This window comes from Tepidisphaeraceae bacterium (assembly GCA_035998445.1).
GTDB lineage: Bacteria > Planctomycetota > Phycisphaerae > Tepidisphaerales > Tepidisphaeraceae > DASYHQ01.
On sequence record DASYHQ010000013.1, the window covers coordinates 88,453 to 102,006 of the forward strand.

Genomic DNA, 13,554 nt, shown 5'->3' on the forward strand with positions numbered 1-13,554 from the left:
AAAGAGAATCCCTAAAAGACCGAGGCTTGTCCACCATGGTGGGGGCAAGCCTCGGTCAAAGGGCCAGCATGCGTTTAGAACAGGCCGCGCAGCCCCGGTTACCAGTTGTAGAACCGGTGCGGCTCATCGCCCAATTCGAAATCCTCGCGGTAGTCGGCGTGGTAGAGGCCGGGCGACTTCGGCTTCGGCGCTTCCTTGGGCAGGCTGAGCCGCATGTCAGCCTCGACGCCCGTAAAGCCACCGCCACCGAACCGGTCCCACACGCGCACCGCCAACACGTTCTGGCCTTGGCGAAGCAGGCTTGCGGGAACGGCGTACTCGCGCTTCACACTCCAGTTTGCTTCATCGGAGTCGCCGCGCCCACCGATGCGCGTACCGTTGAGGTAGACGTCGTCGTTGTCGTCGATCGCGCCCAGCGACATTCGCAGGTCACGACCCCGCAGCGATTCGGGCACCTCGAACGTGCGGCGGAACACGGCCTCGCCATCACGATTGGCCCATGTCTGGCCGAGCGTCTCCATGTCGCGCGGCATCTGGGCCTTCTGCCAATCGGCATCGTTCACGTCGACACCCACAAGGGCTTTAGCCTCTGCGGAGATCGACGGGTCCACATGCCCCTTTTCGGGTGACGTGGCTGCGGGAAGCGACTGCACCTGACGGGCGCGCCATTCGCCGGCGAGCGACAGCTCGGGCGACGATTCAGGTGGCAGCTCCGGACGCAGCGGGCGTGCGTCGGCCGTGAATGACGCGCCGAGGTTCGCCAGCAGCTGAGAGAGGGCCCCCGTCTGCCGCCAACGCGTCTTACGGAAGTACGTCTTCGTATCGGCATCGAAGCGATCGGGATCGACCTGGCTGAAGACCGCGACGCCTTCGCCCACTTCCAGGCGTGCAATCTGCCCACCCGCGGTGGACTCGGCGCCAGGGCCAACCAGCCACGCGTCGGTGGCGGCACGCCAGCGGAGGTCCGCCGTCGTCAGACCGGCTGTTTCCGCCCAATCGGCCACTTCCGGGGCCTTCAGGTCGGCGGCGGTCTCCTGCACGAAGTTGAGTCCGAGCACCGGTTCTGCCGACACGCGCGGAAGGAACAGAGCCCGTCCACCGGCCGACAGGAACTTGCGCAGCGTGTCATTATCCGGCTTGGTGCTGCGCCCAACGATCAGAAGGTGGTCAGGGTTGGGCACGGCGTCAACGCGCGTCGCCTCGACGCCAACGGTGTTCAGGAACGCAGCATCTTCGTCGCTGCCCATCAACACCGTCGGCCGACGCGGCGACAGCGGCGCGGTCGCTGCGTGGTTGATCAGCTGGCGTGCCAACTTCATGGCGGCGGGGTCGGAGGTGTAGTCTTCCAAGTCAAGCTGGTTCCACGTGATCCGTCCACTGCCCAGGTTCAATTCCAGCAGCGGCGAGTAAGCCAGATCGAAGTCGGACACGAGCAGCGGACGCCAGCCTGCGCGGTGCGGCGTCTCGATCGGCGCCGTCGAGATGGCGCCACGGTTGCCCCAACGCCAGCCAGCGTACGGATAGATTGACTTGGACTTCAGCTGGTCCGGGCCCGTCAACTCGGCCGTGGACGGGTAGGGCTTAACCAGCGTGCTGGAACCACGCCAGTCGCGCAGGTCTTCGGTGTCCAGCCCCGCGAGTACGGGATGGTCGCCGTCCACCGGGAACGCGCTGCGCTGTGACCGCCAGCTGACGCGCATCCCCAGTTGCTTGCGCATGAACTCCGGCGGTTGTGACATGATGATGACGCGCCCGCCCGCCTTGGCGAACTGCTCGACGTCCGCAGTGAGGGCCGGTTCATCGGCCAACGCGCCGCGGCCAACGATCAGCAACTCACCCGATGCCTTGCGGTCCCACTCGGTAGCGGACACGCCCAGCTGTTCCAGCATTGCCTTCGATCGACCTTGAGGATCGACGACGAACGCCTTGACCTGTTCGGCCTGATTGCCCTCGCCGCGCTTCGCCATCGGCGCGAAGACGCGGAACGCGAACGTATCGCGCTGCTCCGCTTCGCCGATCGTCGCGGTCATCTCGATCGACCCGTCGGCCTTGTCCTGCTGCAACTGCGGGGTTGTGAACTCGAACGGAACGAACAGCGTCTGTCCCGGCGTAAGCGTGCCGGACGCGTCTGAGCCACCGACCTTGCTGCCGTTCACCGTAGCGATCCAGCTCACGCGGTACGGTTGCTCGCTGCGCGTGTCGTTCAGCAGTGCGACCTGCTTTTCAACCTTGTCGCCGGCCACGTAGTTGTGCGAGCGATCTGTGAAGGCATCGGCCGGACCGGCGATCCAGGCCAGCGTGGGTTGGTTGTTCTCCGCCAGCGCGTCGCCCGCGACCGTGCGTTTGCCGTCGATGACGGCATAGCCATCGTCCCATGGGATCATGCCACCAGTGATGCCCCACGTGCGCCACGTGCGCCACGTGTCGCGCAGGAACACCGCCTGCATGGCTTGGAAGGGGGGTGACGTCCGAATGAATTTATTGAAGTGCCAGCCGGCGTACGTTTGACCTTCCTTGAACTGGCGGACGAGTTCCTGCCGGTACTCGGGCGCTTCCAGTCGATAGGCATCGGGCCCGATGAACCCGGCGCTGTACTCGGTAATGAACGGTTCGCTTGCCGTCGTGTTGCCGTAGTTGTTACGGCCGCGCATCAGCGACGAGTAGAGGGGCGTGCCGAACTCGACGTACATCACCGGCATGTCGCCCTTGGCGGCGTAGACGCTCAGCCACTCGCTGCGTTCCTGGAGCGGCATGAGGTTCAGGTACAGGTTAGCGGTGAAGACGTCGCCGACCGCGCCACCGTTGTGGAAGAAGATGGGCCGGGTCGGGTCGATGGCCTTCAGCAGGGCGATCGCTTCTGCGCCCAGTGCGTCCGGTTGTTCCCGCTTCATCGTGGCCGCCCGCGCCTTGGCGGCGGCCTCGCGATTACCCACTGCTTCCGGCCCGATGAACGCGCCCAGCGCGTTACCACTGCTGCCCCACATGAGGATCGACGGGTGGTTGCGGTACTTTCGCATCTCCCGCTCGGCCGCCGCCTGGAAGGCCGCCATCTTCGCCGGCGAGTTCACGTTGCCGCCCATCCATCCGATGTTGGCCGTGATCGCGCTCACCGCGACACCCTGCTCATCGGCCACGTCGTACCACTTTGCCCAGGGCGCTGTCTTGCCGCGCTCGTAAGGATCCTCGGGCCACTGCTCGAAGAAGTTGAAGCCCATCGCCTTGTCGCGTTCCATAATGCTTGCGACGGCGTTGTTCGGGTTCGCGTCGGGGGCGGCGATCGACTGCCCCATGCTGGCCAGCGTCGGCCGCAGGCGCAGCGGCGTCCCGTTCAGCATGAAGTTCTTTCCCTCGATCCAGAATTCGCGGAATCCGAACCGCTGGCGCACCGCATCACTCACCGGCTCACCGGTGGACGTAAGGCGCAGCGTGTACAGGTTCGGCTGCTCCAGGTCCCACTTGCGCGCGTCGGCCCACGGCCAGGTCATCTTCACGCGCTGCACCGGCGTGGCTTGCAGGGGCGTCTCGGTCTTGAAGGTCTTCTCGACCTGTCCCTTCTCATCGACCAACTCGGCAGTCCAGTTGGCGGTGCCGGCGGTGGTGATACCGGTCAGCTCCACATCCACCGTCATCTCGTTGCGCCGCACGGAGGGCTGCACGAAGACGTCCGTCACGTGCGCGCCCTTCGGTCGGGCCACCAACCGCACGGGCCCGATTAGGCCACCCGAAGACAGCGTGGCCTTCACGGTGTAGTTCTGCCCCGGCGCGTTGCCCATCATTACCAGCACTTCGTCCTTGTCGGTCGTGGCGACAATGAACAACTGCAGGGTCACGCTTTTGCCGGGCGTAAGGGCGGGCGTCAGATCGACAGCGCCGGTGGGCCAGGTGATCTGACCGACCGACTTGCCGTCGACGAAGACGGTGGCATCGGTGCTGACGCGGTCCAGTTCCAGCACGATCGCGCGGCCGTCCCAGTCGGCCGGCACGTCGATCGTGCGCTCGTACCAGGCGCCGCCTAGGGTTTTCCCGTTATAGCCTTCCCAAGCTGGGCCGGTTCCACGGGCGACGATGTCCTCATTGCGCATCCACGAGCCGGGGACGGAGATCCAACCCCAGCCGGATTCCGGCGCGGCGCCACCCGTCGGCGCCGGCACGAATCGCCACAGGCCCGTCAGATCCATCTGTGACCGCAGCGAGGTGATTTCTTTAGCGCTCGGCTTAGCGGCCAGGCCCTGCTTCGCCTCAGGCAGCTTCGCGTCTGCCGTAGGCGCGGCCGCCTTCTGTTCGACTGGCTTGGCGGCCGATCCGGTGCCGGCGGCGATCGTCAGGTCGTCGAAGTCGACCGTGCCGGCGGCGCCGAGCATCGACGGGGACAGTCGAACGGCCACGGCGCCTTCCGGCACGTCGTTGGTCGTCTCCAACGTCACCCAATCAGAGTCCGCCTTCAGGTGCGGCACCTGCGGCCAGGTGCCGATCATCTCGTCCTGTTTGTCGACGAACGTGAATGCGACCCGCGCGTCGTTCCACCCCTGGTCGCCCATCTCCAGCTTATTCGCGCGCATCTTCACGCGCACTGCGAGGCGCTTCCACGCCGGATCAAGCGGAACGGTCTGGAGCAACTGAGTGGCGGTCTTCTCATTGCCGTGGTCGATGCGCAGGAAGGTATTGCCCCCTTCGGTCACGGTCTTGACGTGTTCGTTGCCGCCAGACCAGTCGGCCGGTCGACCGTCCTCGATGCGCTCGAAATTGGCGTTCTTCACGCGGGCCTCGGATGTCGCTGCGTACGTTGGCTGGGCCACAAGCAGAAGCGTGAAAGCGGCGGCGAGCGCGCGACCGATGCTCGGGTGTTTTGAATTCATCATGTGTGTGTTGTTACCTGGCTCGTGAGACACGAGGGGGAAGGCGGGTTGATCTGATCCCTCAACCAACGCTCGGAACCTGATCGCGACACGATCAGGTTCCGAGGAAGGCCGTACTTCGTGTGGACGGGCAGTGGGTGCAGACCAAACGCGGATCTGCGGCCATCCCCACGATCGATAAGGTCACTTTCCCCCATCAATTAGGTCGGTCAGTTTAGTCCTTAACGTACGTCCAGCGACCCGAGGTAGGGCCCTTCATCCTGTTGATGTAGTCAGGGCTGCCCTTGATGACGCCAGCAGACTCGTAGGGCGTCATCGCCTCCACGTGCCCATCGGCAATCAGGTAGTTGAAACGTCCGCCGGGGTGAAGCGCGTACGAGATGGCGCCGACCGGGGAATTGCTCGGAAGGTTTGTATTCTCCCAAGGCCCCTTAACCTGTTGGGCCGGCGCATCTTTCGCAGAGCCACCCGTCGTGCCCATTGGGCTGTTGGGAAGCGAATCGTTGATCACTGAACCATCCGACCACTCCATCAGCATGATGGTGTCGTTCGCAATGGACGAATATTGCTTTCTCGAGGCGGGCTTGCCGTAAAAATCTACCGTTGTAGGACCGGCAGATATCGTCGATATGCCCAGAGAACCCAGCCCGAACGAGTTCCAATTACGGTTGCGGATCGGCTTGTACGTGATGTTCCGCATGGGCGTGCTATTGTCCGACGGGCACTGAAGAATTGGCGGGCAGTACGTTTGGGCGGTATTGGAATAGTCGCCGTCCTTGACGGCGTCAGGCATGCGACCACCGGTCAAGTACTTGTCCATCCAGTCGGTCCAAGTCCAGTTTCGACCCGGCGCAAGCTGATAGCCGCCCGGTGGCAGAATCCCGCTGTTCTCGTTCGCGTACATCCGGAACATCAGGCCGATCTGCCGCATGTTGCTGGCGCACGCGACCGTGTTGGCAGCCTGCCTCGCCTTATTCAGCGACGGAAGCAGGATGCTGATCAGCAGGGCGATGATGCCGATGACAACGAGTAACTCGACCAGCGTGAAGCCCAAGGGACAGGACCGACGGGACGATTTGCGGTTGCGCGACATGCGAACTCCTTAAGCAAGAACTGACGTGAATGTTGATTCGGCCAACGAAGCTTGCATGGCGGGGTAGCACGGAATGCCCAAGCCGCTATTCAAGCCAATTTCGTCAGAGTAAATATGCACCCAATTCTGCGCAGGCCAATGTCGCTCGGCGCAGAAATCTCTATCAACGGGCGCAGCCTCCTTGCAATCTGAATTAGTTGAGGCAGATTGTGCGTAACTCTCGGTAGAACAGATGCACTCGGCCTTTCGTTCTCGATCGATTAGCGGGATTGGGATGCTCTGCGGGTAACCCCTTAGCCAAAAAGACGACGTCGGACGAGAGACGGAGGATCTACGAGTCGAGCGTGTCCCATCCGATCTGTCTTCTCGTCGTTCATTGAGTGTCTCTGGCGCAGCGGGAGCATTCCGGTGCGGGTCGCGCTCCGCTTCGGTCGCAAAAATTTTGGGCGGATCGCCGTACATGGATACACCCTGCTGGGGACATTGTGAGGTTGAGTGCAGATGACAACTGATACGAACACGCCCGACGCCACCTACGCCGCGCTACAGGCACGGCTGTGCCAGGGGTGGAACACGTGGGACGTGCGCAGCCTGCTCAGTCACGTGCTGTTGCCGCACGCGCTGGCGGTGCGGATCGGCATCAAGGAGTACGCGTCCGGCCGTTACCTGGGTGAGGCGCTTGTGGGGCGGCACGGCGAGCAGGTGGAAGCGGTACGGCCTGGCGTGCGCAGCTACGACGGCGCGTACACCGAACTCGAGATCACCTGGGCGAACGTGCGGCTTCGCGTCGAGTCGACCGCTGACGACAGCGGGCTTCTCCTGCTCGTGACGCCCCTGGACCGCCAGTCGGTCGACCGTTCGCTACGCCTGCCCGTGCTGGTCGTTGGTGGCGCCTTCCTGTGGAACAGCGACGGTGTCGTGCGCCACGATGGACTGGATCTGCTCGCGACGCCGCCGGGCGAATCAGCCGTGCGCATAGCGTGCAGCGGCCAACGGAGCGACGACCGCAACGTGCCGGCGACGGGGCCGTACGTCGCGGTGACGATCGAGGATCAACCGATCGTCATCACCGCCGGCAAACCATATGACGCGCCAGCCGCGCGAAAGTTGCTGGATGCGCGGCGCGAATCGCTGCATGCGAGCTTTGCCGCTCAAGGCGAACGGGACGGGGAAATTGCCGGGGCGGTACAGTCGGCTTTGGCGTGGAACACGATTCACGATCCGGATGGTCGCCGCGCGATCAGCCCGGTAAGCCGCGTGTGGAGCAGCCAGCAGGGTGGGTGGGTGCTGTTCTGCTGGGACACTTATTTTGCTGCCATCTTGGCCAGTGCGACGGGAAACGTGGACCTCGCGTACGCCAACGTCGTCGAGATCACGCGCCACGCGACAGAAGCGGGGTTCGTTCCGAATACTACGAACGCGCATGGCTTTGCGACGCGCGACCGCAGCCAACCGCCCGTCGGTGGAACGGTGCTGCTGGAACTGTTCCGCCGTCACGGCGACGCGTGGGTTGTGCGGTTGCTGCTCGATCGCTTGCTGAAATGGAACCGCTGGTGGCACGAGGCGCGGGCCGCTGGCGAGGGCTGTCTGGCGTGGGGCAGCAACACGTATGCGCCCGTCGTCGGCAACGAGTGGGAGACGGCCAAGAACGGTGTCGGCGGGCGGTTTGGTGGCGCGCTGGAGAGCGGGATGGATAACAGCCCGACCTACGACGACGTGCCGTTCGATGCCGCCACCGGCACGCTCGCGCTGCAGGACGTTGGCCTGACCAGCCTGTACGTATCCGATTGCGACGCGCTGGCGGAACTGGCCACGGCCGTCGACCGCCACGAGGTGGCCGCGGAACTGCGCGGGCGGGCGCAGGTGTATCGTGCGGGTCTGGCTTCGCTGTGGTGCGAGGAATTGGGTCTGTTCGCGAACCGACGGTTGGACACGGGCGAGTTCAGCCATCGTTCGGCGCCGCCGAGCTTTTTCCCACTTTTAGTGCCGGGCGTGGCGACTGCCAGCCAGATGCAGCGGATGTTGAAAGAGCACCTGCATGCGCCGACGCGATTCGGTGGTGAGTGGGTGATTCCCAGCTGCCCGCGCGACGATGCCGCCTACCCCGAGCAGCACTACTGGCGCGGACGCATCTGGGGGCCGCACAACTACCTGGTTTGGCTCGGTTTACGCCGAAGCGGCCTGGATGATGCCGCTGCCGACCTGGCGCATCGGTCGGCGGCGCTGTTGCTGCGCGAGTGGCGGTCACATCGGCATGTACACGAAAACTACCATGGGGACAGTGGCGACGGCTGCGGTTATCGCTGGAGCGATTCGTTCTATCACTGGGGTGGGTTGCTCGGTATTCCGTCCATTTTGACGCCGAAATAGGCGCGCAATTATCAGGCAAATCTCGGCTGATTTAGGCAGTTTCAGGCTATTTAGGTGTATACGCAGCGAACGAAAATTCCTTATCGCGGTCGCTCATCCGTAGACGCGCTGGCTCGCCCGATATCGCTCCGGCGCGGTGCCGATCGTGCGTCGGAACGCGCGGCTGAACGAGAAGGGATCCGGAACGCCGACCCGTCTCGCGATCTCCTTGACCGGCAGCGTCGTCGTAGCCAGCAGCACGCTCGCCGCCTCGCACCGAAGGCGCGCCAGGTACTTAGCCGGCGCCAGCCCGGTGCGGGCGCGGATCTGCTGACGCACCGACGAGTAGCTGATGTCGTGCCGGCGCGCCAGCGCCTGGAAGTCCAGCGGCTCCTGCAGGCGCTGCCGGCACGTCGCGAGGATGGCCTCGATCGGGTCGCTCGGCGAGGGCGCGCCCGCGGCGGCGGCGTGGAGGTCGACCAGCAGCTGCTGGCCCACCAGGCAGGCGCGGTCGACGTCACCCATCGCGTCGCGCTGGTAGAGGCGGGCGGCCTCCTGGAACAGCGCGACCGCGAACGTCACCTCTGGCAGCCGGAGCGGAATGCCACCGGTGGGGATCAGCCCGGACTCCACGAGCCGAGCTGCATTGGGGCCATCGAAGCCGATGTAGTGCTCCTCCCAATCGTCGTCCGGGCCGTAGTCGAACACCGGTCCCGGGTACACGCCGATCACCATGCCCGGCGACACCACGGTACAGGGCCCGTTGCCGGCGCGGTACGTGCCCTTGCCGCGCACGATCAGCGCGATGGCCGGGAAGTTGAATCGGGCCTTCACGTGCGTGCGCTTCCGTCGGAAGTACCCGATGCTCGCCAGGTACAGGTCGCGGCGGATCACGCCGGGTGGGCAGGGTTGACCGGTGAACGCGGGGGGCAAGTCGGGGGTCGTTGTCATTTCTGTTGGTTGTATGGCAAGCCTGCTATTCACCCGCAGTCGGCCGAGGTCATAAGGTATTCCCCGGATGACGATTGTCCATCGTCACGACTTCACCCCCACCGGAGAGTAATACCATGAACGCGACCGCCCCTGACATCACCGAGACGCTCAGCCCCGACCAGACTGAACGGTTCGATCGCGACGGCTACATCGCGATCCCGAAACTGCTCGACCCGACAACGCTTGAAACGTTGCGGGACTACTACGACCGCATCATCCGTTCTGAGATTAAGCTTCCCGGCGATCGGCAACTCGGCAGCGTGACGCGGCAGGTCATGCATCCGCGTAAGGACATTCCGTACTTTAACGACAACCCCGCCGTCAGCCGTGGATTGCGGCTTGCAAAGCAGCTGCTTCGCGCCGATCGGGTCGAGGTCTCCTTTGACATGCTGATCTACAAGCCGCCGATGCACCCGAAGGCGACGCCCTGGCACCAGGACTTCGCGTACAACAACATGCCCTTCGCGCCCGAGGGGATGCCAATGGATGGCGGCGGCGTCCAGTTCTGGGTCGCGCTCGACGATGTCGACTTCGAAAATGGCTGCATGCATTTCCTGCCCGGGCACCACAAGCAGGCATTGCGGCTGCATTACGTTTACGCGGGCAAACCCACGGACGAAGGCCGCCTTCTCGCGACCGCGGCGTTCGGCGATCCGGACCTGCCCAACGAGGGCATCGCGTGCCCACTGGCCGCCGGCGGCTGCACGATTCACGCGTATGGAACGCCGCACTATACGCCGCCAAACACGAGCCAAAGCCGCGGACGGCGCGCGTACATCTTCAACGTCCGTGCAATGTGAAATTGCCGGATCGAACAGGGACCAGATGCTTTACAACGATGTGGAACTGCACAACGTCACCGCCATTGAGGCCATTCCCGGAAAACCGGGCATGCGCCTGCAGCGGGTTCCCGATTCGGTCCGCGCCGATTTGAACGAGGGCGCGAGCGGCGCCTCGCTCGCGCCCACCTCGTGCGAGGTGCGTTTCGTCACCAAGTCGCCGACCCCACGCGTCAAGCTTTACTCAGACGTGCACCACGAGTACGTGCACGTGTCGCAGGGCGACTTCCTTCAGTCGGAGGTCATGATCGAGCCCGGCGCCACGCGCACGATCGAGCTGCAGGCCGCCGTCGATCTGCCGGGGCTGGTGCAAGCCAACGGGCTGCGATCCGCGTTTGCGCCAACCGTGTGGCGCCTTCGGCTGAGCGGGACCGGCCGCGTCCACCTTGTCTCGGTGGACGCGGGCGGCCTCCCCGTGCGGCCGCCGATGGACAGCGAAAAGCCGGCGAAGCGGTGGCTCGCCTACGGGTCGTCCATCACGCAGGGGTTCAGCGCCCCGCGGCTTGCCAACCCCTACGTCGTGCAGGCCGCGCGGCAGTTGGGCGTAGACGTGTACAACGTCGGCTTCGGCGGCAGCTGTCACGCCGAGCGGGAACTCACCGACTATTTCGCCGCGCGCGACGATTGGGATCTGATCACCTGCGAGCTCGGCATCAACCTGCACAACCACACGATGCCGATCGCCGAGGCGGCTGACCGCTTCGCCTACCTGGCCCGCACGTTAGGTGCTGCCCAACCTGACAAACCGGTCGTCCTGATCACCGCGTTCTTCTCGTCCCACGACCTTCGGCCACCGTCGGAAAACGTCCGAATGCGTGCCGACTCGCTTCGCGCCGCCGTGCGCGACGCTGCGGCCAACTGCGGTTGCGACAACGTTACGTTGATCGAGGGAACGGATCTGTTGCCCAGCCTGAGGGGGCTGTCGCCCGACCTGGTTCACCCCAGCGATCACGGGATGACGATCATCGCTGACAATCTTGCCGCCCGCCTTGCACCGCTGATTGGGTAGCACTACCTCGGACGAGCCGAAACAATGAATGAGTTCTCGATCACAACCGACGGCGACGATACCGCGCCCGAAGGGCCCTGGGCCTCGTTAGTCGGCGCCCGCGACGGGTTGCGACGATTGCGCGAGTGCGGCCAGTTGAAGGGGCCGGCACGCGTCACCGTGGGCGGTGGCCGCTATGCCATGCGCGAAGCGATCCGCTTCAAGGTGGCCGATGGCGACACCACGTACGTCGCCGACCCCAATGCGCCCGCCATCTTCGACGGCGCCGAGCGCATCGACGGGTGGACCGAGACCACGCACGCCGGGTGCCGCGCCTGGGTGACGACCGTACCCGACGTGGCTGCCAACCGTTGGTATTTCCGATCGCTCTTCGTTCGCGGTTCGCGTCGGCCGCGCGCCCGTCTGCCGAAGTTCACCGCAGATGCCAAAGGCGTCGCGAACGTGCGGCGCATTGCCGAGCTGCGCTACCCGGAGAACCGGAAGCTGTTCGCCGGCGACAACGTCTTCAAGCCCGCCGCCGGCGATGTGCAGGACTGGCCGAGCCTGATTGACGCGGAGATCGTATTGCTGCACTACTGGCTCGAGACGCGGTTGCCCTCGCCACGGTTCGACGCGCGAACGGGTTGGGTGCGGTGCGGCCGGCGGTCGGTCTTCAACCTCTACGAATCGTTCAACCCGAAGCTGGCACGCTATTACGTCGACAACCTGTACGAGGCGCTATCGGAACCCGGCGAGTGGTACCTCAACCGCGACACGGGGCAGCTGACCTACCTGCCGCTGCCCGACGAAACGCTGGAGGACACGGAGGTGCTGGCGCCCCGGCTGACGGAGTTCGTGCAGGTGCGCGGCCAGGCGTACAACCGCGGCGCCCTCCTGTCGGAACCGACCGACGTGCGGCCGGTGAAGGGGCTTCGTTTCGAGGGACTGACGTTCCGGCACGCCGACTGGTACCAGCCGCAGGCCGAAATGCTGCCGCACACGCTCGGCGACTTCGATATTCAGGAAGTGCCGATCGGCAGCGCCCCCCAGGCGGCCGCCCACGTGCCGTCCGTGATCAACCTGAAGTTCGCTACGCATTGCGCGATCGACGGATGCACGATCGAGCACGTCGGCTTCAGCGCGGTGGAGATGGGGCCGGGATGCTTGGACTGCTCGGTCCTTCACAACCAGTTTCGCCAGTTGGGCGGCGGGGGAATCAAGATCGGCGGAAGTGAACTGGACGGCGCGCTCACCGAGCGCACGGGCCGCATCACGACCAGCGACAACACGATCAGCTACATCGGGAAGGTCTTCCATCAGAGCGTCGGCATTCTGCTCACGAATGCTCACGACTGCACGATCGCGCACAACGAGGTCGCCCACAGCTGCTACACGGGCATTTCGTGCGGGTGGTCGTGGGGATACCGCCGGACGGTCACGCAGGACATCCGCATTGAAAAGAACCTCATCCGCGATATCGGCGAGGGCGTGCTGTCCGACAACGGCGGCATCTACCTGCTGGGCGTGCAGCCCGGCACAGTGGTGCGCGGCAACCACGTCTGCCGCGTGACGGCAGCCGATTACGGTGGGTGGGGCATTTACCCGGACGAGGGAAGCGCGCACCTGCTGATCGAGGGCAACTGGGTCCACGACACGCAGGGACCTATGTTGAACATCCATTACGGGCGCGAGATCGTCATCCGTAACAACGTCTTCGCGCGTTCGACCGAGGGTGGCACGCTCTGCGTCGGCCGTGGCGAGCCGCACATCTCGGCCAACGTGTTCCAGAACCTCTTCCTTGGTCCGGCCAAGGCCAGCTACCAGGGCGCCTACGCCGGCGACATCCGCCAATCGGTGCGGGCGACGTCCAACCTGTTCCATTTCCCCGACGGGGTTCCCGACGCCACCCACATGGACTTCCGCGATGACGTGCAACACGAAATCAGCTGGCAGGAATGGCTGGCGGCCGGTCAGGATGCGGCGTCGATCAACGCCGACCCGATGGTGACCGAAACGGAGCGCAACTTGACGTTTGCGCCCGACAGCCCCATCTCGCGCATCGGTTTTCGTCCCTACGACTGGTCGGACTGCGGGCCGCGACCGCGACCGCAGCCCACGAAGTAGCGGCTGACGGCTGCAGTATGGCGTGACCTGAACAAATTGCTGCGCGATGCATTGCCGTTCTTGTGATATGGGCCCCAAGGCTGGTGGACAAAACCTCGACGCCATGCGCGGACGGGTCATCCCGATGGGAGGCTTGCCGACTTGAGGGATCTCCCAAGGCCCAGAACCGTCCGTGGCTTGAGATCCCTCAGGTCGGCGAGCCTCCCATCGGGATGACAAGTGCGCGCGAGGCGGTGGGGTTTTGTCCGCTATACATCAGGCCCCTGCTGTCGTCGTGCGAGCTTGCGATCTTGCGCCGAGCGATAAACATTT

The 13,554-nt window shown here is 64.5% G+C and carries 7 protein-coding genes; 4 read left to right on the top strand and 3 right to left on the bottom strand.

Translation table 11 applies throughout. The features are described from left to right. Positions 1–98 precede the first annotated feature (98 nt). Together VGN72_03770 and VGN72_03775 are read right to left on the bottom strand one after the other, a co-directional pair. Positions 99–4,859, bottom strand: coding sequence for a hypothetical protein (locus tag VGN72_03770; protein HEV7298458.1), 4,761 nt, complete (start codon positions 4,857–4,859; stop codon positions 99–101). Positions 4,860–5,070: 211 nt separating this feature from the next. Next, complete coding sequence (locus VGN72_03775; protein HEV7298459.1) at positions 5,071–5,949, bottom strand: prepilin-type N-terminal cleavage/methylation domain-containing protein; 879 nt, start codon at positions 5,947–5,949, stop codon at positions 5,071–5,073. 501 nt (positions 5,950–6,450) lie between these two features. On the opposite strand from VGN72_03775, the gene VGN72_03780 reads away from it, so the two are divergent. Further along, positions 6,451–8,319, top strand: coding sequence for a trehalase family glycosidase (locus VGN72_03780; GenBank protein HEV7298460.1), 1,869 nt, complete (start codon positions 6,451–6,453; stop codon positions 8,317–8,319). Between the two features lie 93 nt (positions 8,320–8,412). Here the strand turns inward: VGN72_03780 and VGN72_03785 are convergent, their stop codons facing one another. Further along, a complete protein-coding gene (locus VGN72_03785; protein ID HEV7298461.1) occupies positions 8,413–9,249 on the bottom strand; it encodes an AraC family transcriptional regulator in 837 nt (278 codons plus the stop codon). Between the two features lie 116 nt (positions 9,250–9,365). On the opposite strand from VGN72_03785, the gene VGN72_03790 reads away from it, so the two are divergent. The 3 genes from VGN72_03790 to VGN72_03800 are packed head-to-tail and all read left to right on the top strand — an operon-like array spanning position 9,366 to position 13,242. Then, complete coding sequence (locus tag VGN72_03790) at positions 9,366–10,091, top strand: phytanoyl-CoA dioxygenase family protein (protein ID HEV7298462.1); 726 nt, start codon at positions 9,366–9,368, stop codon at positions 10,089–10,091. Between the two features lie 25 nt (positions 10,092–10,116). Beyond that, a complete protein-coding gene (locus VGN72_03795; GenBank protein ID HEV7298463.1) occupies positions 10,117–11,139 on the top strand; it encodes a GDSL-type esterase/lipase family protein in 1,023 nt (340 codons plus the stop codon). A 24-nt stretch (positions 11,140–11,163) separates the two neighbouring features. Beyond that, positions 11,164–13,242, top strand: a complete 2,079-nt coding sequence (locus VGN72_03800; GenBank protein HEV7298464.1) for a right-handed parallel beta-helix repeat-containing protein — start codon at positions 11,164–11,166, stop codon at positions 13,240–13,242. Positions 13,243–13,554: the final 312 nt, after the last annotated feature.